Annotated in this window: 21 protein-coding genes; 8 read left to right on the top strand and 13 right to left on the bottom strand. The window is 72.0% G+C overall.

Annotated elements, in window-relative coordinates; all coding sequences use genetic code 11:
* Positions 1-107 precede the first annotated feature (107 nt).
* On the top strand, positions 108-476 hold the full coding sequence (locus tag ACIBLC_RS16785) for a DUF1844 domain-containing protein (protein WP_399211689.1): 369 nt from the start codon (positions 108-110) through the stop codon (positions 474-476).
* A 15-nt stretch (positions 477-491) separates the two neighbouring features.
* On the opposite strand, the gene ACIBLC_RS16780 is transcribed toward ACIBLC_RS16785, so the two are convergent.
* Entirely contained in the window at positions 492-1,223 is a 732-nt protein-coding gene (locus ACIBLC_RS16780; RefSeq protein ID WP_399211688.1) for an SseB family protein, read from the bottom strand.
* Between the two features lie 149 nt (positions 1,224-1,372).
* Here ACIBLC_RS16780 and ACIBLC_RS16775 point away from each other — a divergent pair, with 149 nt between their 5' ends.
* Positions 1,373-2,317 carry a serine hydrolase gene (locus tag ACIBLC_RS16775; protein ID WP_399211687.1) on the top strand — a complete coding sequence of 315 codons (945 nt, stop codon included), beginning with the start codon at positions 1,373-1,375 and terminating at the stop codon, positions 2,315-2,317.
* Positions 2,318-2,409: 92 nt separating this feature from the next.
* Here the strand turns inward: ACIBLC_RS16775 and mycP are convergent, their stop codons facing one another.
* Both mycP and ACIBLC_RS16765 read right to left on the bottom strand, forming a co-directional pair.
* Positions 2,410-3,612: a type VII secretion-associated serine protease mycosin gene (gene mycP / locus ACIBLC_RS16770; protein WP_399211686.1), complete on the bottom strand. Its 1,203-nt coding sequence runs from the start codon at positions 3,610-3,612 to the stop codon at positions 2,410-2,412.
* On the bottom strand, positions 3,609-4,439 hold the full coding sequence (locus ACIBLC_RS16765; protein WP_399211685.1) for a hypothetical protein: 831 nt from the start codon (positions 4,437-4,439) through the stop codon (positions 3,609-3,611). Before ACIBLC_RS16765 ends, mycP begins: the two co-directional genes overlap by 4 nt.
* A gap of 1,883 nt (positions 4,440-6,322) precedes the next feature.
* On the opposite strand from ACIBLC_RS16765, the gene ACIBLC_RS16760 reads away from it, so the two are divergent.
* Positions 6,323-7,525, top strand: a complete 1,203-nt coding sequence (locus tag ACIBLC_RS16760) for an amino acid deaminase/aldolase (RefSeq protein WP_399211684.1) — start codon at positions 6,323-6,325, stop codon at positions 7,523-7,525.
* A 32-nt stretch (positions 7,526-7,557) separates the two neighbouring features.
* On the opposite strand, the gene ACIBLC_RS16755 is transcribed toward ACIBLC_RS16760, so the two are convergent.
* From ACIBLC_RS16755 to ACIBLC_RS16740, 4 genes are read right to left on the bottom strand one after another with little or no spacing between them, the layout of a single operon-like run.
* Entirely contained in the window at positions 7,558-8,463 is a 906-nt protein-coding gene (locus ACIBLC_RS16755; protein WP_399211816.1) for a DUF2510 domain-containing protein, read from the bottom strand.
* 26 nt (positions 8,464-8,489) lie between these two features.
* Positions 8,490-9,281 carry a 3-oxoacyl-ACP reductase gene (locus ACIBLC_RS16750; RefSeq protein ID WP_399211683.1) on the bottom strand — a complete coding sequence of 264 codons (792 nt, stop codon included), beginning with the start codon at positions 9,279-9,281 and terminating at the stop codon, positions 8,490-8,492.
* Complete coding sequence (locus ACIBLC_RS16745) at positions 9,278-10,657, bottom strand: aldehyde dehydrogenase family protein (RefSeq protein ID WP_399211682.1); 1,380 nt, start codon at positions 10,655-10,657, stop codon at positions 9,278-9,280. The genes ACIBLC_RS16750 and ACIBLC_RS16745 overlap by 4 nt, the downstream gene beginning before the upstream one ends.
* An 8-nt stretch (positions 10,658-10,665) precedes the next feature.
* Entirely contained in the window at positions 10,666-12,030 is a 1,365-nt protein-coding gene (locus ACIBLC_RS16740; RefSeq protein WP_399211681.1) for a glutamine synthetase family protein, read from the bottom strand.
* 77 nt (positions 12,031-12,107) lie between these two features.
* On the opposite strand from ACIBLC_RS16740, the gene ACIBLC_RS16735 reads away from it, so the two are divergent.
* Both ACIBLC_RS16735 and ACIBLC_RS16730 read left to right on the top strand, forming a co-directional pair.
* Positions 12,108-12,845 (top strand): FadR/GntR family transcriptional regulator, encoded by a 738-nt coding sequence (locus ACIBLC_RS16735; RefSeq protein ID WP_399211680.1) that lies wholly within the window; start codon positions 12,108-12,110, stop codon positions 12,843-12,845.
* 76 nt (positions 12,846-12,921) lie between these two features.
* Entirely contained in the window at positions 12,922-13,602 is a 681-nt protein-coding gene (locus ACIBLC_RS16730) for a gamma-glutamyl-gamma-aminobutyrate hydrolase family protein (protein ID WP_399211679.1), read from the top strand.
* A gap of 174 nt (positions 13,603-13,776) precedes the next feature.
* Here the strand turns inward: ACIBLC_RS16730 and ACIBLC_RS16725 are convergent, their stop codons facing one another.
* The gene (locus ACIBLC_RS16725) at positions 13,777-14,700 is read right to left on the bottom strand and encodes a LysR family transcriptional regulator (RefSeq protein ID WP_399211678.1); all 924 of its coding nucleotides are present in this window, start codon (positions 14,698-14,700) and stop codon (positions 13,777-13,779) included.
* A gap of 70 nt (positions 14,701-14,770) precedes the next feature.
* Between ACIBLC_RS16725 and ACIBLC_RS16720 the strand changes: the two genes are divergently transcribed.
* Complete coding sequence (locus ACIBLC_RS16720) at positions 14,771-15,931, top strand: TDT family transporter (protein ID WP_399211677.1); 1,161 nt, start codon at positions 14,771-14,773, stop codon at positions 15,929-15,931.
* Here the strand turns inward: ACIBLC_RS16720 and ACIBLC_RS16715 are convergent.
* The 5 genes from ACIBLC_RS16715 to ACIBLC_RS16695 all read right to left on the bottom strand — a co-directional run bounded on the left by ACIBLC_RS16715 (position 15,858) and on the right by ACIBLC_RS16695 (position 22,132).
* A complete protein-coding gene (locus tag ACIBLC_RS16715) occupies positions 15,858-16,607 on the bottom strand; it encodes a helical backbone metal receptor (protein WP_399211676.1) in 750 nt (249 codons plus the stop codon). The two genes, ACIBLC_RS16720 and ACIBLC_RS16715, sit on opposite strands and share 74 nt — an antisense overlap.
* The gene (locus ACIBLC_RS16710; protein WP_399211675.1) at positions 16,594-17,172 is read right to left on the bottom strand and encodes a helix-turn-helix domain-containing protein; all 579 of its coding nucleotides are present in this window, start codon (positions 17,170-17,172) and stop codon (positions 16,594-16,596) included. Before ACIBLC_RS16710 ends, ACIBLC_RS16715 begins: the two co-directional genes overlap by 14 nt.
* A gap of 149 nt (positions 17,173-17,321) precedes the next feature.
* Complete coding sequence (locus ACIBLC_RS16705) at positions 17,322-18,293, bottom strand: hypothetical protein (RefSeq protein WP_399211674.1); 972 nt, start codon at positions 18,291-18,293, stop codon at positions 17,322-17,324.
* 145 nt (positions 18,294-18,438) lie between these two features.
* On the bottom strand, positions 18,439-21,051 hold the full coding sequence (locus tag ACIBLC_RS16700) for an ABC transporter permease/substrate binding protein (protein ID WP_399211673.1): 2,613 nt from the start codon (positions 21,049-21,051) through the stop codon (positions 18,439-18,441).
* On the bottom strand, positions 21,044-22,132 hold the full coding sequence (locus tag ACIBLC_RS16695; RefSeq protein WP_399211672.1) for a glycine betaine/L-proline ABC transporter ATP-binding protein: 1,089 nt from the start codon (positions 22,130-22,132) through the stop codon (positions 21,044-21,046). Before ACIBLC_RS16695 ends, ACIBLC_RS16700 begins: the two co-directional genes overlap by 8 nt.
* Before the next feature lie 298 nt (positions 22,133-22,430).
* Between ACIBLC_RS16695 and ACIBLC_RS16690 the strand changes: the two genes are divergently transcribed.
* Positions 22,431-23,360: a 5'-3' exonuclease H3TH domain-containing protein gene (locus tag ACIBLC_RS16690; protein ID WP_399211815.1), complete on the top strand. Its 930-nt coding sequence runs from the start codon at positions 22,431-22,433 to the stop codon at positions 23,358-23,360.
* A 62-nt stretch (positions 23,361-23,422) separates the two neighbouring features.
* Positions 23,423-24,259 carry a siderophore-interacting protein gene (locus ACIBLC_RS16685; protein ID WP_399211671.1) on the top strand — a complete coding sequence of 279 codons (837 nt, stop codon included), beginning with the start codon at positions 23,423-23,425 and terminating at the stop codon, positions 24,257-24,259.
* Positions 24,260-24,457 lie beyond the last annotated feature (198 nt).

The following is a 24,457-nucleotide window of genomic DNA, read 5'->3' as shown; positions in this document are numbered from 1 at the left end:
CATGTAAGTGTCCGGCCGGTCGTTACACAAGGTTAGCAGCTCGGACGTACAACGGCTAACCGAGGCCTGCTGGGGCCTGATCGCGTCCGGGACCTATCGTGGGGTTCATGAGTGACACCCCTCCCCAGACGCCCGACTACGACACCATGACCCGCGACATCGCCGAGGTCCCGGCGGTCGAGGTGATCGTGACGGTCGCCGTCAACCTGATGAGCGCCGCCGCCGTGAAGCTCGGCCTGGCCCCGCAAGAAGAAGGGGAGACCGACGAGCACAAGGACCTGGACGAGGCGCGCAAGCTCGTGCACGCGCTCGCCGGGCTGCTCGACGCGAGCGCCACCGAGATCAGCTCCTTCCACGCGGCACCGCTGCGCGACGGTCTCAAGTCGCTCCAGCTCGCCTTCCGCGAGGCCTCGACCGTCCCGGACGAGCCGGGCCAGGGCCCGGGCGAGAAGTACACCGGCCCGGTCTACGGCTGACCTGCGCGGGGCTCCCTACTGCCGTACGTACAGGGGTGCGCCCGGCGGCGTCGCCCCGGGCGGCAGGAGCGCCAGGTCGAGGCCGCGCACCAGGCGCCTCCGCAGTGTCTCGTCGGCGGCGAGCCGTCCGGCGAGCGCGCGGGCGGTCTCGGCCGCGGGCGCGGACGGATCCAGTACGAGCGCCAGCGTGCCGTCCGCCTGCCCGGGGCCGAGATGAGCCCGGAGCACCCCCGACTCCGCCGCGACGGCTGCGCGTACGGCTTCGGTGACGGCCGGGTCCGCGAGGGGATCCGTGTCCGTCCGCCCCTCGGCGAGCGCGAGGAGCGCGGAACCGGTCAGCTCGTAGGGCACCGGGCCCGCCAGGTCGAGGACGACGGTGTCGGCCTTCTCGTGTGCGGCGGCCTGCAGGGCCTGGTGCAGGGGTACGGCGACGGGGCGGGCCTCGGGGTCCCAGCGGGCCAGTGACTCCGTGGACGTGAAGGCGGGCAGGGCGGTGCGGCCCCCCGCCTTGAGGGTGGGGACGGCCATGTCGCTGGTCTTCTCGTGGCGCAGTCCGTTCCCGTCCTCCTCGACCTCGCCGAGGACGGCCACGACGGGCACGAGCAGCCGGGCGCCCTTGAGCGCCTCCAGCACCGGCCGTACGGCGGTGCGGTCCTCGGCCCAGGCGGCGAGTGCCGCGGTCAGCCGGGGATCGGCGGATCCGTCGTCGTCGGAGAAGCCGGGGTCGGGAATGTTCTTGTTCGCCACGGTCCCCGACCCTATCGGGGGGATGCTGCTGCGCTTGTGCGGCCCCGGAAACCTCGGGTTGACAGGTCTCATGGGATTCTCAGCCGTCCCTGACACACATTTCACACGGGTCTAACCACGGGCACAGGCCCGGCGCCCAGCATCACGGAATGGACCTGGACAGAGCCATCCGCCGTCGCGCCCGCCCGTCCCGGCGCAGGCCGTTCGTCTGCACCGCGCTGGCCTCCGTCGTTCTCGTGGGCGGTACGGCGGCCGCGACCGTGTACGTGAACGCCCAGGCGCACGCCGGCCCGGACCTCGTATCGTCGTCCTCCGCGGCATCGGCGTCGCCGAGCGCCGTCGAGGAGGCATCGGTGGAACCCGTGACAGCGCCCGCGCCCGAGGTGTCCCCGGACGCGCTCCTGGCCGAGGCGATGAAGTCCGTGTCCGTCCAGGACGGCGCCGCGGTGTCGGTGTCCGTCCTCGACGTCGACTCCGGCGAGAGCGCCGCGTACGGCGAGGGGTCCTTCGACACGGCGAGCATCGTCAAGGTCGACATCCTGGCCACGCTGCTGCTCCAGGCGCAGGAAGCGGACCGGGAGCTGACGGCGACGGAGAAGGCCGAAGCCACCCGGATGATCGAGAACAGCGACAACACCGCCGCGAGCGCCCTCTGGGACGCGATCGGACAGGCGGACGGCCTCGACACCGCGAACAGGACCTTCGGGCTGACGGCGACGAAGGGCGGGGACGGTGCCCTGTGGGGTCTGACGCAGACCACGGCCGCCGATCAGCTCACCTTGCTGCGGCAGGTGTTCGGGGACGAGTCGAAGCTCGACGAGACCTCGCGGACGTATCTGCGGGGGCTCATGGGTGAGATAGCCGTCGACCAGCACTGGGGGGTGTCGGCCGCGGCCGACGGTTCCGGGTGGGCGCTGAAGAACGGGTGGCTGGCGCGCAGCGCGACCGGGCTGTGGGACATCAACAGCATCGGACGGGTCACCGCCGACGGCCACGACTACCTGGTCGCGGTGCTGTCGAACGGCACCACGACGAAGGCGAAGGGGATCTCGCTGGTCGAGGCGGTCGCGAAGGCGGCGGTGGCGGCGCTCTAGGAGACGTCCACCGGTACGGCGACGGCCACCGATTAGGGGTCGAGCGGCCGGCTCGTACGGCTCGCCCGTGGGGCCGGTCGTGCGGCGGCTTGTCAGAAGCCGTCGTACCCGCGTGGTTCTCTGCGGCCCCGCCACAGGACGACGGCCGCGGCGAGCAGTACCGCGCCGAGGCCGCCCGCGAGCGGGCCGGCCCAGCCGGTGGAGTCCGCGTCGTCCTCGGGGGTGTCGGGACCCGGTCCGAAGTACTTCTGGGCGTACTCCGCCTGAATCCCCTCGGGCTTGAGCCTGCCGCCCTCCTTAATGGCGGCCGCGGGGTCGATGAAGCCGTAGCCGCGGGAGTCGTCCCGGCCGCCCGTGGGGGCGTTGCGGGCCGTGTCCTCCAGGAGCTGCTTGATCTGGGCCGGGGACAGGCCCGGATGGGCGGCCTTGATGAGCGCGACGGCGCCGGAGACGAACGCGGAGGCCGCGCTGGTGCCCCAGCCCTCGTAGTACCTCTCGTCCGGGTCGGCGATGACGACGTCGACGCCGGGAGCGCTGACCGTGGCGTACCAGCGGCGGGTGGAGAACGAGGCGCGGGTGCCGTTGCTGTCGACGGCGGTCGCGGCGATCACGCCCGGGTAGGCCGCGGGGTAGGAGATGTGGTCGCCCTTCTCGCCGCCGTTGCCGGCCGAGGCGACGACGACGGCGCCCTTCCGCAGGGCGTACTGGACGGCCTCGTCCTCGGCGGGTTCGGGGTGGGCGGACGCGGAGTCGTCGCCCAGGGAGAGGTTGATGACGTCGGCGCCGTGGTCGGCGGCCCAGCGGATGCCGTCGGCGAGGGCGTTTCCGCGGGTGTTGCGGGCTTTCGTACGGGAGGAGTCGCCGTCTTCGAGGATGACGCGGACGGGGAGGATCCTGGCCTCGGGGGCGATGCCCATGACGCCGTCGGCGTCGTCCGGCCCGTGTCCGTGGCCGGCGATGATCCCCGCCATGGCGGTTCCGTGTCTGGCCCACGCCCGGTCGCCGCGGGACGCTCCGAAGCCGACCATGTCCTTGCCGGTGAGGACGTTGCCCTCCAGGTCCGGGTGCTCGTCGTCGACGCCGGTGTCGAGGACGGCGACGGTGATCCCCCGGCCCTTCGTGGTCTGCCAGGCCTCCTGGGTGTGCATCGCGTCGAGCGCCCACTGCTGGGCGCGGATGCCGTCGGCGTGGGCGGTGGTGGCGGGGACCAGGACGAGGGAGGCGGCGAGCAGGACGCCGAGGAGTCCGGCCCTGCGGCGAACCGGGCCGCGGGTCCTGGGTGCCGCGCGGGTCATGACGGCTTCTCCGTGGCCGAGGTGACGGTCTTGCGGAAGCCTCGCTCGACGCGGTCGGCGAGACCCTGGGCGTCGTGGCCGAGTCCTGCCTGCGCCGGGTCCGTGGTCGCGCCGGGCTTCATGGCGTCCTCGGCGGGCTGCGGGGCGGTGACCGTACGGCCGTCGGCGAAGCCGGAGACGGCGTAGACGACGACGGGGGCGTCGGTGAGGACCGACACCGTCCAGGAGGCACGCTGGTCGGCGCCGAAGCCGGCCGCGGCGGTGTTCCTGACCGCGTACGGGCGGGGCATCAGGTCGGTGCGCCGGTCCAGGCCGTCCTTCTCGAAGCGGGCCTTCAGCGAGGCCATGGCCGTCGCGTCCGCCTTGGTGAACAGCAGGCCGACGGTGGTCACCAGGCTGTGGGTCGCGTCCGTGTACGTGGCGCGCAGCACCCGCAGGCAGCCCGCCGGGGCGAGGGCCTTGCGCAGGAGGGGGTCGAAGGCGTTCGCGCAGCCGGTGTCCGGGGCGACGGCGACCCGTGTCCAGACGCGGTCGGCGCCGCCGGGGCCCGCGCCGTCGCCCTGCACGGTGGGCGGAAAGAGCAGGTCCACCGGCACGCTGTGCCAGAGTTCGCCCGCGGACGCGAACTCGGTCCGCGCGTCGACACCCGCCGAGCTCTCGCCGGTCAGCCAACTCCCCGTCACCGCACCGCCGATGAGGCCGAACCCCAGCACGACACAGGCCGCGGCGGCCAGCGCCCGGGCGCGGCTACGTCCGCCGCGGCGACGCGCGCGAACGTTGTCGTCGTACGTCTCCGGCTGCCCGAAGGACACGAACGGACGCTCCACGAACGGGGTTTCGGACGGGGGCGGGGCCGTCGGGCGCGGGGCGGGTGCCTCGGCCGGTACGGGTCTGAGCCGCCTGGTCGTCTCCGAGGCGCGTGCGGTGCGCCCGGGTGCCGTGTTTCCGGGTGCCGTGTTTCCGGGTGCCGGGGGCGTGTCGGGGAACCGTGCGGAGGCCGGGGGCGGCGGGGGTGCCGAGTCGGGCCGCCGGGGCGGGCGCAGACCCGGGAAGCGCCGGGCCCCTTGCGGGGGACGCGGAGCCGCGGGCGGCTGCGCCGGGGGCGCCTCCGGATTCGGCGGCTCCGCATCGGTGGAGAAGTCGAAGAAGTCGAACGAACTGGGCGGCGACGGTACGCGTGGACCGTGCCCGGCGCCCCCGTCCACCCCGGCCGACCGGGGACCGCCGTCACTCTCCCGAGGCTCCGAAACCGTCCGCGACCCAGTGCCGATCCGCTCCGAGGGCGATCCCGCCGTGCGGGAGGGCCGAACGAACGGGGCACCGCTCAGCGGCGGTGTCCGGGGGTGGGGCGGACGCGACGGTGCGTCGCCGGCCTGCGTCGGACGAGGTTCGGCTGTAGAGGGCTGCCCTGGGAAAAGATCGCCGGTGCGGCGCGACTCGGCATCGCCGGACTGCGAGGGCATCGGGCGGCGCCCGGCCGTCGAAGGCTGCTCCGACGGCAGGCCGCGGGGGTGACGCGACTCGACGTCGCCGTCCCACGCGGACGTGGGCCGGAACCGAGGCGGGGCCTCGGCCGACGGCTCGTCTCGCGGCCTGGGCGGCCGCGACGGGGCGTCGCCGGCCTGCGTCGGACGGGGTCCGGCTGTCGGAGGGTGTCCCGGGGGCGGGGTCCGGGGGCGGGGCGGCAGCGGGGCGGCACCCCTGGACGGGGAGCCTCCCTGCGCAGGGCTTCGCTCGGGCACGGCGGGCCGTCCCGGCGACGCGGGCTGGGACGAAGTCCGCGAACTGTCCGTCGCGGACGCGCTGTTCAGGGTCGACGGACGCTCCGGCGCCGCTGGCCGGCTCAGGCTTGGTGGCTGCTCCGGCGTCCGTGGCCGGTCCGAGAACGGCGGTCGGTTCGGGGGCGACAGGCGGTCCGAAGCAGGTGGCCGGCTCGAAGCCGACGACTGGTTCGGCGGTGTGGACCGGTCCGGCCTCGGAGGCTGCTCCGAAGTCCGCCGCCCGTCCGGGAACGGCGGTCGGCTCGGGGCCGACAGACGATCCGGAACAGACCGCCCGCCCGCGTCCGAGGGCCGGTTCGGTGTCCACGGTTGGCCTGAAACCGGCGGCCAGTTCGGGGCCAACGGCTGATCCTGAACCGACGGTTGGTCCGATGGCGAGGGTTGGTGCGATGCCGACGCTTGGTCCGGAACCGACTGCCGGTCCGACGCCGGCCGTTGGGGATCCGGTGCCGGCCAGTGGCTCGGGGGCTGGGGCGGAGTGCGCCGGCTGTCCGGCGGGGACGGCTGGTCCGGCGTCGGGGGGGTGTCCGGCGGGGACGGGATGTCCGGGGGTGGGGGCCGGTCCGGGTGGGGCGGGGTCGCTGGGCGGGGTGGGACCGGTGGGCGTGGGGGAATCGAGGCCCGGCGCGCTTCCGTGCTCATGCACCCCCCGTTTCCTCGTACCGGGCCACCGGCTCGTCTCGGAGCTCTGCCGGGCCGTAGCAGCTGTTGCGGGAGGGCGTCCGTACGGGTCGCCCGCCACGGGCACGCATACCCGCGCCGGGGGGCCGTCACCCCGGGCGCACCCCGCCCGGGCAAGGTCGTTCCTCCCTGCGTGCGCGTCACTCTACGGGTTGACGTGCGCCCGGAGGGACTCAGTCGGCAGGCCCGGGGCATCTGCCCGGATCGTCCCCCTACCCTGCGGTAATCCTGTCTGGCAGGCTTCGGGCATGACTGCCCGCGCCGCAGACCGGGCCCGCTACGACCGGGCCACCGCTCACCTCGACGCCCCTCTCGCGATCGTGGACCTGGAGGCCTTCGACGCGAACGCGGACGACCTCGTCCGCCGGGCCGGTGGCAAACCGGTCCGCGTCGCCAGCAAATCCGTCCGCTGCCGCGCCCTGCTCGAACGCGTCCTCGCCCGCGACGGCTTCGCCGGGATCATGTCCTTCACCCTCGCCGAATCGATCTGGCTGGCCCGCTCCGGCTTCGACGACATCCTGCTCGCCTACCCGTCCGCCGACACCAAGGGCTTCGCCGAGCTGGCCTCCGACCCCAAGCTCGCCGCCGCCGTGACCGTCATGGTCGACGACCCGGCCCAGCTGCGCCTCATCGACGAGGCACGCCAGGGCGGCACCGAAGTCGTGCGCGTCTGCCTGGAGTTGGACACCTCCCTCCAGCTGCTCGGCGGCCGGGTCCGGGTCGGCGCCCTCCGTTCGCCGCTCCGCTCCGCCGCCCAGCTCGCCGAGATGGCCCGTGCGGTGACCCGGCGCCCCGGGTTCAGGCTCGTGGGGATCATGGCGTACGAGGGCCACATCGCGGGTGTCGGGGACGCGGTCGAGGGGCGTCCGCTGCGGTCGCGTGCCGTCCGCCTGATGCAGGCCACCGCCCGCAAGGAACTCGTCCAGCGGCGCGCCGACGTCGTCCGTGCCGTACGAGCCGTGGAACCCGGCCTGGAGTTCGTCAACGGCGGCGGCACCGGCAGCGTGCAGCACACGGCGGCCGAGGACTCGGTCACGGAGATCGCGGCGGGATCGGGACTCTACGTGCCGCGGCTCTTCGACAACTACACCTCGTTCAGCGGGCGTCCGGCCGCGCTCTTCGCCCAGCCCGTCGTCCGCCGGCCGGGCGTCGGGATCGTGACCGTCCTCGGCGGCGGCTACCCGGCGTCGGGCGCCGCCGGTCCCGACCGGCTGCCGGTGCCCTACCTCCCGGAAGGGCTGAAATACGACCCCCAGGAGGGCCCGGGCGAGGTGCAGACCCCGCTGATCGGCGCCCCCGCGGACGACCTGCTGATCGGCGACAAGGTGTGGTTCCGGCACGCCAAGGCCGGTGAGCTGTGCGAGCGGTTCGACACGCTCCACCTGGTGGCGGGCGACTCGGTGACGGAGTCGGTCCCGACGTATCGCGGGGAAGGACACACCTTCCTCTGACGCCCGCCTTCCGGTTCCGGTGGCAGCGGCGGCTACTGGGACGGACCGATGCCGCTGCCCACACCGCCGCCGGTGTCCGCGTCGCCGACCGGCCGGATCCCCTTGGTGATCCGGTCCAGGTCGGCCGGCGGCGGCCCGTCCTCGCCCGCGTCGAAGACGAAGCGGACGATGACCAGCGCCTGCGAACCCACGCCCGCAGGAAACGCCAGCGACTGGACGTAACCCCCGGGCCCGGCGGCCGTGTCGACCTGCCAGCGCACGAGGTACCCGGCCCGCCCGGCGACGGCGACCGGTCCCGCCCTCAGCTGCTTGTGGGAGTCGATGCCGTCGAAAGGGCGCCGGTCGAGGATGTCACGGTCGTACGCGCTGTCCGCCGCTTCCGCGATGTCCCGCTTGGCCAGGATCTCCGGAGACTTCTCGTCGTTCCCGGTGACCGTGCGCGAGATGACCAGACCGTGGCGGCAGGGACCGGGGTCGCCGGGGCAGTCGTAGGTGCCCGGGGTCGTCATCACGACATCGTCCTCGGTGACGTTCTCGGGCCTCGCCCAGCCGTCGAGCAACGGGAAGGTGATGCCGTTGAGTTCGTCCACGACGACCGCGGGATCGTCGGACGGGGACCGGGAGGGCGAGAGCACGGAGGAGGACGGCTCGGAGGAAGGCACGAGGGTCGGCTCGGTGTTCGTCGCCGCGTCGCCGGTGCCGTCGCCCCGGCCGAGGAGTACGGCGCCGGTGACGATGGAGGCGACCAGCACAGCCACGGCGGCGACGAGGGCGACGGCCTTCGCGCGGCCGGAACCCCCGTCGGGGAACTCCGGCCGCGCCAATGGCTGTTGGGGCGCCACGGGCTGACGCCGGTGTTCGGTCCACGCCGTCCCGTCCCACCAGCGCTCGGCGAGCGGGTACGACGGGTCGCGGTACCAGCCGGGCGGCGGCGTCATACTCATCCCGGCACTCTAGGACCCCGCTACATCGGCGTGACGTACGCGCCCGAGATTCCGCCGTCCACCAGGAAGTCACTGGCGTTGACGAAGGAGGAGTCGTCGCTGGCGAGGAACGCGACCGCCGCGGCGATCTCGTCCGCCTCCGCGAACCGGCCGACCGGGATGTGCACGAGCCGGCGCGCGGCCCGCTCGGGGTCCTTGGCGAACAGCTCCCGGAGCAGTGGGGTGTTGACCGGGCCGGGGCACAGCGCGTTGACCCGGATGCCCTCCCGCGCGAACTGCACGCCCAGTTCACGGGACATGGCCAGCACCCCGCCCTTGGAGGCCGTGTACGAGATCTGCGAGGTCGCCGCGCCCATCCGGGCCACGAAGGACGCCGTGTTGATGATGGAGCCCTTGCCCTGGCGCCGCATGTAGGGGATCGCCGCCTTGCAACAGAGGTAGACGGAGGTGAGGTTGACGTCCTGGACCCGCTTCCAGGCCTCCAGGCCGGTTTCGAGGATCGAGTCGTCGTCGGGCGGTGAGATACCCGCGTTGTTGAAGGCGATGTCGACGGAGCCGTAGGTGTCGTACGCCGTCCTGAAGAGCGCTTCGACCTGCTCGGGGTCGGTGACGTCGACCTTGACGAAGATCCCGCCGATCTCCTCGGCGGCCGCCTTGCCGCTCGTCTCGTCGACGTCGCCGCAGACGACGTGGGCGCCCTCGGAGGCGAGCCGTCGCGCGGTGGCGAGCCCGATGCCGCTGCCCGCGCCGGTGATGACGGCGGTACGGCCGACCAGTCGGCGGCAGATGGTCTCTGAGGTCTGTGACGTCACTGTGCGGGGCCCTCCGTGCTGATGAAGACGTTCTTGGTCTCGGTGAAGGCGGTGAGGGCGTCCGGGCCGAGTTCGCGGCCGATCCCCGACTGCTTGAAGCCGCCGAACGGGGTCCAGTAGCGGACGCTGGAGTGGGAGTTGACGGACAGGTTCCCGGCGCGGACGGCCCCGGAGACGCGCAGGGCGCGGCCGACGTCGCGGGTCCAGATGGAGCCGGACAGGCCGTAGTCGGTGGCGTTGGCCAGCCTGATCGCGTCGGCCTCGTCCTCGAAGGGGAGGACGACCGCGACCGGGCCGAAGACCTCCTCGACGGCCACGCGCGCGTCGGGCTCGACATCGGTGAGGACCGTCGGCGGGAACCAGAAGCCCGGGCCCTCGGGGGCCTTGCCGTGGATGCCGGGCGCGTCGGCGGCGACGTACGAACGCACGCGTTCCCGTTGCGTCCTGGAGATCAGCGGGCCCATCTGGGTGAGCTCGTCGGAGGGGTCGCCGACGACGACGGACTCGACGGCCGGGGCGAGGAGTTCGAGGAAGCGGTCGTACGCGGAGCGCTGGACGAGGATGCGGGTGCGGGCGCAGCAGTCCTGGCCGGAGTTGTCGAGGAAGGCCATGGGAGCCGCGGCGGCGGCGGCCTCGACATCCGCGTCGGCGAAGACGATGTTCGGGCTCTTGCCGCCGAGTTCGAGGGTGACGCGCTTGAGGAGCGCCGAGCCCTTCGCCAACACCTGTTTGCCCACCGCCGTCGACCCCGTGAAGACGATCTTCGCGACGCCCGGGTGTTCGACGAGCGCGTTGCCCGCGACGGGTCCCGCGCCCGGGAGCACCTGGAAGAGGTGCTCGGGCAGGCCTGCCTCCAGGGCGAGTTCGGCCAGCCGCAACGCGGTGAGGGGTGTCGTCTCGGCGGGCTTGAGGATGACCGCGTTGCCGGCCGCGAGCGCCGGGGCGGTGCCCCAGGCGGCGATCGGCAGGGGGAAGTTCCAGGGGGCGATGATCCCGACGACGCCGAGCGGTTCGAGGATCGTGATGTCCAGGCCGCCGGAGACCGGGATCTGGTGGCCGGTCAGCCGCTCCACTCCCCCGGCCGCGTAGTCCAGCAGGTCACGGACGTTGCCCACCTCCCAGCGGGCGTTGCCGATCACGTGACCGGCCTCGCGGACCTCCAGCCGGGCGAGTTCCTCGAGGTGTTCGTCGACGACGACGGCGAAGCGGCGCAGCAGCCGGGCACGCTCGCCCGGGGCGAGGGCGGCCCACCGGGCCTGTGCCTTTTCCGCCCGTACGACGGCGGCGTCGACGTCGGCCGCGGTGGCGCCGGGGACGGTGGCGATGACCTCCTCGGTCGCCGGGTTGAGCACTTCCAGTTCGTACGGTCGCGACACGTTCGGCCTCACAGGCGTTCGAAGGAGCGGCGGAGCTCCCAGTCGGTCACCACGGCGTCGAAGGCGTCCAGCTCGACGCGCGCCATGTTGCGGTAGTGCGCGACCACCTCGTCACCGAAGGCGGTTCGGGCGATGGGGCTGTTCTCCCATAGCTCGGCGGCCTCGCGCAGGGTGGTGGGGACCTGGTCGTACCCGGCGGTGTAGGCGTTGCCGGTGCACGCGTCCGGCAGTTCCAGCTTCTTCTCGATGCCGTACAGGCCGGCCGCGAGGAGTCCGGCGACGGCCAGGTGCGGGTTGACGTCACCGCCGGGGAGCCGGTTCTCGAAGCGCATGGAGCGGCCGTGGCCGACCACCCGGAGGGCGCAGGTGCGGTTGTCCTGGCCCCAGGCGACGGCGGTCGGGGCGAAGGAGCCCGGCTGGAACCGCTTGTAGGAGTTGATGTTCGGGGCGTAGAGGAGCGAGAAGTCGCGGAGCGCGGCCAGCTGTCCGGCGAGGAAGTACCGCATGACGTCCGACATGCCGCCCGGTCCGTCGCCGGCCATCACGTTCGTGCCGTCCTTGTCCGTGAGCGAGAGGTGGATGTGGCAGGAGTTGCCCTCGCGCTCGTCGTACTTCGCCATGAAGGTGAGCGAGACGCCCTCCTGGGAGGCGATCTCCTTGGCGCCGGTCTTGTAGACCGCGTGCTGGTCGCAGGTGACCAGGGCCTCGTCGTACTTGAAGACGATCTCGTGCTGGCCGGGATTGCACTCGCCCTTGGCGGACTCGACGGTGAGGCCCGCGGCCTGCATCTCGTTGCGGACGCGGCGCAGCAGCGGCTCGATCCGTCCCGTCCCCAGCACCGAGTAGTCGATGTTGTACTGGTTGGCCGGGGTGAGCCCCTTGTACCCGGCGTCCCAGGCCTGTTCGTAGGTGTCCTTGAAGACGATGAACTCCAGCTCAGTGCCGACCTGGGCGGTGAGGCCGAGTTCGGCGAGCCGGTCGAGCTGGCGGCGCAGGATCTGGCGGGGCGCGGCCACCACCGGGGAGCCGTCGTTCCACGCGAGGTCGGCGACGACCAGGGCCGTGCCCTCGTTCCAGGGGACCCGGCGCAGGGTGCTCAGGTCGGGGTGCATGGCGAAGTCGCCGTACCCCCGGTCCCAGGAGGACATCTCGTAACCGTCGACCGTGTTCATCTCGGTGTCGACGGCGAGGAGGTAGTTGCAGCCCTCCGTGCCGTGTTCGAGGACCTCGTCGAGGAAGAATCGCGCGGCGAACCGCTTGCCCTGGAGCCGTCCCTGCATGTCGGGGAAGGCAAGGACGACCGTGTCGATCTCGCCGCCCGCGACCAGGTCGCGCAGTTCCTCGACGGTGAGCGGGGGTGTGCGGTCTGCCACCGGAAAAGCCTCCTTGGGTCAGCCGAGAGTCATAAGGTATTGCTGAGAACCATTGCTTGGGAAGGGGGCGCGACCGGATGACGCGGGTGGAATCCGACGGCGGGGCGGACGACCGGCTGACGTCGGTGCTGCGGCCCGTGCGGGCGGGCAACGGTTTCGAGGAGGCGCTGGAGCAGATCCTTCAGGTCCTCCGGCTCGGCCTGGTGCCGGGCGGTGAACGGCTGCCCGCCGAGCGGGAGTTGGCGGAGCGGCTCGGCATCAGCCGGGTGACGCTGCGCGAGGTCCTGAAGGTGTTGCAGGACCAGGGGCTCGTCGAGTCGCGGCGCGGCCGGTACGGCGGCACCTTTGTGCTGGCCAGGACCGGCGCGCCCGGCAAGCACGAACTGCGGCGCCGAGTCGCCGAGGTCGACATCGAGGACGTACTGCGCTTCCGCGAGGTGCTTGAGGTGGGCGCGGCGGGTCTGTGCGCGGCCCACGGACTCGACGACGAGCAGGCGGAGCGGCTGCGCGCGGCCCTCGCCGGCACCCGGGACGCCCCGCTGGCCGACTACCGCCGGCTGGACACCATGCTCCACCTCACCCTCGCCGAGCTTTCCGGCTCCCCCTCGCTCACCGCCCAGTACGCGGCCGTACGCGCTCGTGTGAACGATCTCCTCGACTGCATCCCGCTCCTCGTACGCAACCTGGAGCACTCCCAGCACCAGCACGGCGCGCTGGTCGAGGCGGTGCTCGACGGGGACGCGGACGGGGCGCGGGAAATGATGCGGGAGCACTGCGGGGGGACGGCGGCGCTGCTGCGGGGGTTCCTGACGTGAGGCCGCGAGGGTCTCATTTCCGGGCGTCCGGCCCGCAAAGGTATGGGCGCGTTCCAATCAGTTCGGAGGAGGCAGGGTGGCCAGGCCGCTGATCGGTGTGAGTACGTATCTGGAGTCCGCGGCGCGCTGGGGTGTGTGGGAGCTGGAGGCGGCGCTGCTGCCGGTCGGCTATCCGCGGCTCGTGCAGCGGGCCGGAGGGCTCGCCGTGATGCTGCCGCCGGACGATCCGTCCCGCGCGGCGGCGGTCGTCGCCCGCCTCGACGGGGTGGTCGTCGCGGGTGGGCCGGACGTCGATCCCGCCCGCTACGGCGCCGAGCGGTCGCCGCGTACCGGGCCTCCCGCGCACGAGCGCGATGCCTGGGAACTCGCCCTGCTCGACGCGGCGTTGGCCTCCGGCACGCCGATCCTGGGCATCTGCCGGGGCATGCAGCTCCTCAACGTCGCCCTCGGCGGGACGCTCGTCCAGCATCTCGACGGGCATGTGAAGGAGGTCGGGGTGGTCGGGCACCATGACGTGATCCCGGTGCCGGGGAGTCTGTACGCCGGTCTCGTGCCGGAGTCGTCCGCCGTGCCGACGTACCACCATCAGGCGGTGGATCGGCTCGGTGAGGGGCTGCGGGTGTCCGCGCACGCGGTGGACGGGACGGTGGAGGCGATTGAACTTCCGCGTGCCACCTGGGCGTTGGCCGTGCAGTGGCATCCGGAGATGGGGGACGATCTGCGGGTGATGGAGGGGCTGGTGAGCGCGGCGTCCTGAACGCCGGGGGTTTTTCGCCCCCTCCGCCCCTTCCCGTCCCGTTCCTGGGGGCTGCGCCCCCAGACCCCCCTTTCGCGCTGACGCGCTCGTCCTCAAACGCCGGACGGGCTGAGAATCAGCCCCTCCGGCGTTTGAGGAGCGGGGGTTGGGCGGCGGCGGGGCGAGGAAACCCCCTCACACCCGCCGCGTCAGCGACAGCAGGTCCCTCGCCGGCCCCGTCGGCCGGTGCCCCGTCGGCCACACCGCCCGCAGGGCCCGCCGCAGTTGGACGTCGGCGAGCGGAACGCTCACCAGACGGTGGGCGGAGAGCTCCTCGCCAAGGGCCAGTTCGCTGAGGACGGCTGGGCCCGCGCCGCTGACGACGGACGCCTTGACGGCGGTGGTGGAGGACAGCTCGATGAGGGGCCGGGCAAGGCCACCGAGGGCGGCGTCGAGGACCTGTCGGGTACCGGAGCCCTCCTCTCGGAGGATCAGCGGCGTCGCCGCCAACTCCGCCGCGGCCAGCGGCGAACGGCGGCGCGCCCACGGATGGTCCGGCGCCGTCACCACGATCAGCCGGTCGTGCGCGACGACCGCCGAGTCGAGACCGGGCGGCACGGCCAGGCCCTCCACGAAACCGAGGTCGGCCTCACCGGCGAGGAGACGCTCGGCGACCGCCTTCGAGTTCCCGGCGAGGAGGGACACCGCCGTGTCGGGCCGCTGTGCGCGGAGCGCGATCAGCCAGCCCGGCAGCAGATACTCGGCGATCGTCATGCTCGCGGCGACCCGCAGCCGGGAGTCACGCCGGTCCCGCAGCGCCTGCGCCCCCGCGTCGAACGCCTCGGCCGCCTCCACGACCCGCCGCGCCCAGTCCGTGACCAGTGCCCCGGCGTCGGTGAGACGCGATCCGCGCGGTGAGCGGTCGACGAGAGCCACGCCCAGCTGCCGTTCCATCGAACGGATCCGGCCGCTGGCCGCCGGCTGGGTGATCCCCAGCTCCCGCGCGGCCCGCCCCAGGCTGCCCAGCCGGGCCACCGCGAGCAACAGCTCCATCGCCCCAAGATCCGGCACCCGGTGCGCGACCCCCGTCCGTTCGCCGGACCCAGCACTCCCACTCATAAAGCCAGCTTATGCCCTCATAGCGCGGTACTCCCTGGTGGGGAGCGCGCCGCGGCGGGACGGTGGAGTCATGGTCTCCGCAGCGCACCCCGTCACGTCGCTCGCCGGGGCCGGAACCCGGCGCACCACCGCTCTCCGCCACCTCGGCCCCAACTGGTACGCCCCGGTGATGGGCACCGCGATCGTGGCCACGGCGGGCGCCGGGCTCCCCGGGGCGGTCCCTGGTCTGCGGACCCTCTGCGCCGCCGTCTGGGCGCTCTCGCTGGCGATGCTCGTGGTCCTGCTCGTGGCGCGGGCCCTGCACTGGACACACCACCGCGACCGGGCGCGCGCCGGCTTCCTCGACCCGGCGACCGCCCCCTTCTACGGCTGCCTGTCCATGGCCCTGCTGGCCGTGGGCGGCGGTGCCCTGGTCGTGGGCCGGGACTGGATCGGCGTGGACGCGGCGGTCGCGCTGGACGCCGTCCTGTTCGGCGCCGGTACGGTCATCGCTCTCGCCGGCGCCGTGGCCATCCCGTACCTCATGGTGGTCCGGCACCGGATCGAGCCCGGCCAGGCGAGCCCGGTGTGGCTGCTCCCGGTCGTCGCGCCGATGGTGTCCGCCGCTCTCGGCCCGCTCCTCGTCCCGTATCTGCCGCCCGGCCAGGCGCGGGAGGCCCTCTTCCTCGGGTGCTTCGCGATGTTCGGACTGAGCCTGCTGGCCACCCTGCTGATGCTGCCACTGATCTTCGCCCGGCTGGTCACCGACGGCCCGCTGCCGCTCGCCCTGACCCCGACGCTGTTCCTGGTGCTCGGCCCGCTCGGCCAGTCCACCACCGCGGTCGGCAAGTTCGCCGACTTCGCGCCCGGCGTGGTGGCCGCCCCGTACGACCAGGGCTTCGGCACGCTCGCCGTCCTGTACGGCGTCCCCGTGATGGGCTTCGCGCTGTTCTGGCTCGCCCTCGCCGGCACGATGGTGCTGCGCGCCCGGCGCCGGGGCATGGGCTTCACGATGACGTGGTGGGCGTTCACCTTCCCGGTGGGTACCTGCGTCACCGGCGCGGAGGGGCTGGCCCGGCACACCGGTCTGGTCGCCTTCGACGGACTCGCGGTCGCGCTGTACGCCCTGCTGGTGACCGCCTGGGCGGTGGCCGCCGTCCGCACGGCCCGCGGCCTGGTCAGCGGCGAGCTGCTCGCAGCGCCTCGCCCAGCACTCGCGGAGCCTGTGCCAGTGACGGCCCGTACCAGGTGAGCATGCGTCCGTCGACGAGCGCGCAGGGCAGGCCGTCGAACGCCTCGGGTCCGTCGTCGGCGGTGAAGCGGTACGGCTCGTCGGGCAGGACCACGAGCTCGGGGGCCGCCGCCCTGAGCTCCGGCAACGGGAGACGGGGATAGCGGTCCTCGTGCCGCGCGAACGCGTTGTCCACGCCGAGGCGGGCCAACAGGTCCCCGGCGAAGGTGTCCCGGCCGAGCACCATCCAGGGCCGGCGCCAGATCGGTACGACCGCGGTCCTACGCCGGTCCGGAGGCACCAGCTCTGCCCACGCCGCCTGCGCCTCGTCCAGCCATCGCGGCCGGTCCCGCGCCCCGCACGCGCGCAGCACCCGGTCCAGCTCACGGAAGGCTCCCGGCAGGTCCCGTACCTCGGTGACCAGAACCTCGACGCCCGCCGCGCGCAGGGCGGTCAGGTCGGGCTCGCGGTTCTCCTCCTCGTTGGCGACCACCAGGTCGGGGGCGAGCCGCAGGATGCCGTCGACGTCGGGATTCTTGGTGCCGCCGATCCGTACGACGTCGAGGTCCGCCGGATGGGCGCACCAGTCGGTCGCACCGACCAGGACGCCGGGCAGCGAGAGCGCGACGGCCTCGGTGAGCGAGGGCACGAGGGACACGACGCGCGGGGCGGCACGGCCCGGGTCAGTGCCTGCCAACGTTGTGCCGGTCCTCCACCGCGTCGATGTGGTCGGCGACCTCGACCACGATCACCCGGGTGTCCGGCACGGTGGCCCGCCACCGGTGCCGCACGCCACCCGTCAGATACATGGTGTCGCCGCGCCCCAGCCGATGCGCGCGGCCCTCCGCCTCGACCTCGACGGCGCCGTCGACGACGTACATCAACTTGTCGTTGCGGAGCTGGAGTTCGCGGCCCTCGTCGTGGTCGCCGGTGAATTCGGTGGCGTGCAACTGGTGGTGTCCGCGCACCAGGGGGCGCACGCGCGCCTCGGCGGCGTACTCGGCGGCCTCGGCGCGCACGACATCGACGCTGCACGCGGGGTCGGCGGCGGCGAGCAGTTCGACGGCGGTGGTGCCGAGCGCGTCGGCGACCTTCTCCAGGGACGTTCTGCTGGGGCGGGCGCGCTCGTTCTCGACCTGGCTGAGAAAGGGCACCGACAGGCCGCTGCGCTCGGCCACGACGGCGAGGGTGAGGTCGAGCGCACGGCGGCGCCGCCGTACTGCCGCGCCCACCCGAAGGGGCTGTTCTTTGTGGTCGCCCATCGTTTCGGCTCCCTCCCTCGCGTCGTCGGTCGCTTCTACGGTCAGTGCTTCGGCGCACCGCTTCTGAAGAGTTGTCTGCACCCTACGCATGTTCGGCAAACCGTTTCACGCACCCGTCACATCGCTGACACGTGGAGGGAGGGTGAGGGCTACAGTTCGCGCCAATAGAGGAGCTGGCCCGCTTCGCCGGGCGCCGCGCCCTCCCTCGGCACGAAAAGGCTGACCAGTAGGGCCGGATGCCCGTCCGGGTCGGTGAGCAGGGTCGCGGACGGGTTGGCGAAGGCCCGGCTGCCGCCGTGGGTGCGTACCGTCAGCCGGTCGGCCCGTCCTGTCACCGGATCGTAGGCATAGGTCCGCCAGCTTCCGAAGTCCTCGCGCAACCCCTGCCCCTCTACCAACACCAGCTTCGCACCCGCGAGTTCGATCGCCGAGCGGTCGCCGATGTTTCCGCTGGTCCCCCAGGCCTCCAGCGCCCGGTCCAGGCGCTGGTCGGGCTCGGCGTGCCAGGTCGTGAAGTCCGTCAGCGTGGCCCGGAGTTGGCGGTCGGTGTCGCAGCCCGCCCGGTAGTGGCCGGTGAGTTCGACCGTGCCGTCGTGCACGGCGGTGATGTCCGGGGTGCCCTCGGCGCAGGACGAGAGAGTGCGCGGCGTGTCGTAGGCGCGGTCGGCGTCTCCGGCCAGCAGGGCACCGAGATCGGCGTAGCCGCGTACCGCGATGTGGTTGTCCGGATCCCTCTCGTACGCCAGTACGTAGCCACCGGCGCCGTCGAAGGCGAGTGTGGGCTGGCTGGTACCCGCGCCGAAGTCGTGGCGGCGGGTCCAGGTCCGCAGATCCGTGGAGGTGGCGATGGCCGAATGGAAGCGGCCGTCGGCGAGGGTCGAGTGGTAGACGGCGAGATAGGTGCCGTCGGGCGACCGGGTGATCTCCGCGGTGTCCATGGTGCGGCCGGAGTCGTCACGCAGCGCGTACGCGTAACCGTCGGCGTCGCGCACGTCGCCGGCCAGCGACACGAGCCTCGCCACGGCGGCGGACCCGGGCGCCGCGTCCGCCCGCGGCAGCGCGGCCGTCGCCAGCACCACGAGCAGGGCCGCGAGGGAGCGGGGGCGGAGCAGGGATCGCACGGGGTCTCACAGAAACGCGAGGGGAAGGGGAGGCGAGCGTACGGACCGGCCGGGGGTTCCGGGAACTGCGCGAGGGGTGGCCTTCGCCACACGGGGCAACCGCCCCGCGCGACGAAGGTCCACCCCTCGGCGAACCACCGGCGGACTACTGCGGAGTCATCCGCTCCACCATGTCCGGGTGCTCCTTCAGCCACGCGGCCACGGCGTCCTCCTCATTGCCCTGGCCCTGGTCCTTGATCTCGGCCTCCAGGCTGCCGAGTTCGTCCTCGCTCATCCTGAAGTTCTTGATCCACTCGGTGAGCTGCGGATACTGCTCCGGGAACTTCCTGCTGGAGATGGTCCGGATCGTGTTGCCCTCGCCGAACAGCTTCTTGTCGTCCGCGAGCTTGGTGAGCTCGTACTCGCTGTACGCCCAGTGCGGCGACCACAGGACGACGGCGACGGGCTCCTTCTTGGCGTACGCGCGCTTCAGCTCGGCCAGCATCGCGGGCGTGGAGCCGTCGACGACCTTGTACTCCTTGTCCAGGCCGTAGCCGGGAAGCACCTTCGTCTTGAGCAGGTTCATCTCGCCGGTGCCCGGCTCGATGCCGATGATCTTCCCGCCGAAGGTGCCGCCCTTGCCCTTGAGGTCGGCGAGGGACTTGACGTCCTTCACGTAGCTGGGCACGGCGATCTCCAGAGAGGTCGGTTCGTACCAGGTGCCGAGGTCTCTCAGATCGTTCTTGTGCTGATCCCAGTAGTTGGACTGGGCGTACGGCAGCCAGGCGTCGAAGTTGAGATCGAGATCGCCGGAGGCAAGGCCGGTGTAGACGGGGCCGACGTCCATCTGCTTCAGATTCAGCGTGTAGCCGCGCCGCGCCAGGACGTTCTTCCACAGGTAGGTGACGGCGACGTCCTCGTCCCAGGGGAACCAGGCGACGTCCAGGGCGCGCTTCGTCTCGGCGGCGGCCTTGCCGGACTTGACCGGGGCGAGCTTGTCGACGAGGCCGGGGTTCTCCTTCAGCCAGGCGCGGACCGCGTCCTGCTGCTTGCCCTGGCCGGCCTTGTTGATCTCCGACTCGAGGCCGGTGAGCTGCTTCTCGGTCAGCTCGAAGTTCTTGAGCCACTCGCCGACGACCGGGTTCTCCTTGGCGAAGCCCTTGCGGGAGAGCGTGTGCACGCCGTCGCCCGAGCCCCAGGCGCCCTTCGGGTCCTTGAGCTTCTTCAGGTCGTAGTCGCTGTACGCCCAGTGCGGCGACCACAGCGTCGTGACGATCGGCTCCTTCTTGGCGTACGCGCGCTTCAGCTCGGCCAGCATCGCGGGCGTGGAGCTGTCGACGACCTTGTACTCCTTGTCGAGCCCGTACTCCTTGAGCACCTTGGTCTTGAGCAGGCCCATCATTCCGGCGCTGGACTCGATGCCGGTGATCTTGCCGCCGAACTCGGCCGCCCTGCCCTTGAGGTCCGCCAGGGAGTCGACGTCCTTCATGTACGAGGGGACGCTCAGCTCCAGCGACGTCGGGCCGTACCAGGAGCCCAGGTCGTCGAGGTCCTTGCCGTACTTCTTCCAGTACTCCGCGTGGGTGGTCGGCAGCCAGGAGTCCGTCTCGAAGTCGATGTCGCCCTGCGCGAGGGAGGTGTAGAGGGGGCCCGCGTCGAGCTGCTTCGTCTCGACCTCGTAGCCGCGCTGCTCCAGGATCTCCTGCCACAGGAAGGTGGAGGCGATGCCCTCGTCCCAGGGGATGTAGCCGATGCTGATCTTCTTGCCCTGGCCGACGTTCTTGCCGTCGGCGGCGGCGGTGGAGGTGGAGTCCGTACCGCCGAAGACGCCCATGCCGCCCGCGACGAGCGCGAGCACGACGACGCCGACGACGGCCACGGCCGGGCGGGGCCGGTAGGACCAGATCTTCATGCCCTGCGTGGCGCGCAGCCTGGCGGCGGCGCGGCGGCCGAGCGGCGAGACCTGGGTGCCCAGTGCGCTGGTCATGCGGTCCAGGTAGATCGCGAGGATGACGATGGCGACGCCCGCCTCGGAGCCGAGGCCCACGTTCAGCTGGCCGATGGCCTGGTTCACGTCGCCGCCGAGGCCTCCGGTGCCGACCATGCCGGCGATGGCGGCCATGGACAGACCCAGCATGATGACCTGGTTGACACCCGCCATGACGCTGGGCAGGGCCAGCGGCAGCTGGATGCGCAGCAGGGTGTCCCGGGGGCTGGTGCCGAACGCGTCGGCGGCCTCGACCAGTTCCTTGTCGACCTGGCGGATGCCCAGCTCGGTCATGCGCACGCCGGGCGCCAGCGCGAAGATCAGGGTGGCGACCATGCCAGCGGGGGCGCCGGTGCCGAAGAACAGGATGGCCGGGATGAGGTAGATCATCGCGGGCAGCGTCTGCATGAAGTCGAGCACGGGGCGCACGACGCTGCTGACCCGGTCGGAGCGCGCCGCCCAGATGCCCACGGGCACCGAGATGACGAGCGCGATGATGGTCGCCACCAGGACGAGCGAGAGGGTCACCATCGCGTCGTCCCACAGTTCGAGGGAGTCGATGAAGGCGAATCCCAGGAAGGTGAGGACACCGGCGGAGGTGCCGCGCAGCCAGAACGCGATCACGGCGAAGATGGCCGCGAGGAGCAGCGGCTGCGGGGCCTGGAGGACGGCGTTGACGCCGTCGTAGGCGCCGTCGAACACGGTCTTCAGGAAGTCGAAGAGCCACGCCATGTGGTTCAGCAGCCAGTCGACGGTGTCGTTGACCCAGTCACCGAAGGGAATCCTAGGCACCGGCCTGCACCGCCTTCACGGAATCGTCGCGCGGAGCCGCGCAGGGCGTGGGCTCGGCCTGCTCGTCACCGAGGAAGCTGATCAGCCGTTGCCGCGGTATGACGCCGACGACCTCTCGTCCCGCGTCGAGCACGGCGACCGGGTGCGTGAGGCGCGCGCTGATCGCGCATACGTCGTTGAAGGGTGTGTCGGGCGTGGCCGTGTCGCAGGCGCAGTCCGCCTCGTCGCCGCGTACGTCGGTGTCCATCACGGATTCCGCGGTCAGCACGCGGGAGCGGTCGACGTCCTGGGTGAAGGAGGCGACGTAGTCGTCCGCGGGGCGCACGAGGATGTCCTCGGCGGTGCCGATCTGGACGATACGGCCGTCCCGCATGACGGCGATCCGGTCGCCGAGCCGCATGGCCTCGTTGAGGTCGTGCGTGATGAAGACGATGGTCTTCTTGAGCTTCTTCTGGAGCTCGATCAGCTGGTCCTGCATGTCGCGGCGGATCAGCGGGTCGAGTGCGCTGAACGACTCGTCCATCAGCAGCAGGTCGGCGTCGGTGGCGAGCGCGCGGGCCAGCCCCACGCGCTGCTGCATGCCGCCGGACAGCTCGTCGGGCCAGGACTTCTCCCAGCCCCCGAGACCGGCCAGCTCCAGGGCCCTGGCGGCGCGCTCGTCACGCTCGGCGCGCGGCACACCCTGTACGCCCAGGCCGTACGCGGCGTTCTCCAGGACGCTGCGGTGCGGGAAGAGCGCGAAGTGCTGGAAGACCATGCTGATCTTCTTCGCCCGGACCTCGCGCAGTTCGCGGGCGCCTAGCCGGGTCAGATCCTGGCCGTCGAAGCGCACATGGCCACCGGTCGGCTCCAGCAGTCCGTTGAGCATGCGCAGCAGCGTCGACTTTCCGGAACCGGACAGGCCCATGACGACGAAGATCTGGCCGGGCTCCACCGTGAAGGAGGCGTCGATCACCGCGGCGGTGGTGCCTTCGGCGCGCAGGTCCTCACGGTCCGCGCCCTGCTGGAGCCGCTCCATCGCCTCTTCGGGTCGTCTGCCGAACACCTTGTACAGATGCTCGGCCTCTAGCCTGGATGACACGTGTGCCTCTCGTCCGGAGGGTGTGAGCGCTTCGACGGTGGAGCGCCTGAACGGTTGATCCGCTGAACGCGGCCGGATCCTTCGCACGTCGGCCGATCCTTCGCGCCTCGGCCGAGCCTTCGTACGTCGGTCCGATCCTTCGTACGTCGGGTGGACCGGCTGAACGTCGGCTGAACGATGGTTGAACCGCGCACCCGGCCTCGTTCAGAGGCGGTGCCTGCCCCCGCTTACACCGAGCAAACACAAGAGTGGTCCAGGTCACTGTCGACGACGTTCACTGTCGGTGCCGTACGGCATGATGCGAGGCGTGACCAGACGCCTGATGCTGCTCGACACCGCCTCCCTGTACTTCCGGGCCTATTTCGGGGTTCCCGAATCGGTGAAAGCCCCGGACGGCACGCCGGTGAACGCCGTGCGCGGACTGCTGGAGTTCATCGACCGCCTCGTCAAGGACCACCGGCCCGACGACCTGGTGGCCTGCATGGACGCGGACTGGCGCCCGCAGTGGCGGGTCGACCTGATCCCGTCCTACAAGGCACACCGCGTCGCCGCGGAGACCGACACCGGCCCGGACGAGGAGGAGGTGCCCGACACGCTGTCCCCGCAGGTGCCCATGATCGAGGCCGTCCTCGACGCACTGGGCATCGCCCGCGTGGGAGTGGCGGGTTACGAGGCGGACGACGTGATCGGCACGTTCACCGGACGCGCCACCGGCCCGGTCGACATCGTCACCGGCGACCGCGACCTCTACCAACTGGTCGACGACAAGCGGGAGATCCGCGTCCTCTACCCCCTCAAGGGCGTCGGCCTGCTCCAACTCACCGACGAGGCATGGCTGCGCGAGAAGTACGGCGTCGACGGCCCGGGGTACGCGGATCTGGCACTGCTGCGCGGCGACCCCAGCGACGGACTGCCCGGCGTCCCCGGCATCGGGGAGAAGACGGCGGCCAAGCTGCTCGCCGAATTCGGCGACCTGGCCGGGATCATGGCGGCGGTGGACGACCCGAAGGCCAAGCTGACCCCGTCGCAGCGCAAGCGCCTCGACGAGTCACGGCCGTACGTCGCGGTGGCGCCCACGGTCGTCAAGGTCGCCGGTGACGTCCCGCTGCCGGAGGTGGACACCGCGCTGCCACGCGCCCCGCGCGCCCCGGCCGTGCTGGACGAGCTGGCCGTACGCTGGGGTTTGGGCGGGTCGTTGCACAGGTTGCTCTCGACTCTTCAGGTTTGACGTGTTAACTAGGGGGAGGTGCTAACTTAGGTAAGCCTTAGCTCAAAAAATGGGAGGCCGTCATGGCAGAGCGTCCGGAACGCAGGACCCCCACACCGCACTCCGCGCACGTCGTGCGGACCGAGCGGCTCACCCCGCACATGCAGCGGGTCGTGCTCGGCGGCGACGGCCTCGCGGAATTCAGCGCCGACACCTGCACCGACCACTATGTGAAGCTGCTGTTCGGCGCCGAGGGTGTCACCTACCCGGAGCCGTTCGACATGAAGGTCATCCGCGCGGAGTTCCCGCGCGACCAGTGGCCCGTGACGCGTACGTACACGGTGCGGCACTGGGACGCCGAACACCGCGAGCTGACCCTCGACTTCGTGGTGCACGGCGACGAGGGCCTGGCCGGCCCCTGGGCGGCGAACGTCCGGCCGGGCGAACTCGTGCGGTTCATGGGCCCCGGCGGCGCCTACGCGCCGGACCCCAGCGCGGACTGGCATCTGCTGGCCGGTGACGAGAGCGCGCTGCCCGCGATCGCCGCCGCCCTGGAGGCGCTGCCCGACGGTGCCGTGGCGCACGCCTTCGTGGAGATCTCGGGACCCGAGGAAGAGCAGAAGATCAACTCGGTGGTGGACGTCGTCTGGCTGCACCGCGGCGACCGGCCCGTCGGCGAGGCGCTCGTCGAGACCGTGCGCGCCCTGGAGTTCCCGGAAGGCCGGGTCCACGCCTTCGTGCACGGCGAGGCCGGCTTCGTGAAGGAGCTGCGCCGGAAGCTGCGGGTCGAGCACGAGTTCCCGCGCGAGGACCTGTCGATCTCCGGCTACTGGCGGCTCGGGCACAACGAGGACGGCTGGCAGGCGTCGAAGCGGGACTGGAACGCGCAGGTGGAGGCGGAGCAGGAGGCGTCCGCCTGAGGCGGTCCCGCCCGGCATCGAGAGCGGCCCCGCCCTGGAATTCGCCATGTCGAGAGGCGCTCGCTCGGGTACCGGAAGTCGCTCGTTCGGGCGACGGGAGGTACCCGGTACCGGCAGGTAGCCGGTACCGGGAGGCAGCCGGTACCGGGAGGTACTCGGTACCGGGAGGTAGCCGCTCGGCGACGAGAGGCGGCCACG

This window comes from Streptomyces sp. NPDC050535 (genome assembly GCF_044457665.1).
GTDB lineage: Bacteria > Actinomycetota > Actinomycetes > Streptomycetales > Streptomycetaceae > Streptomyces.
The sequence above is the reverse complement of the archived record's forward strand: the minus strand, read 5'-3'. Positions and strand labels throughout refer to the sequence as shown.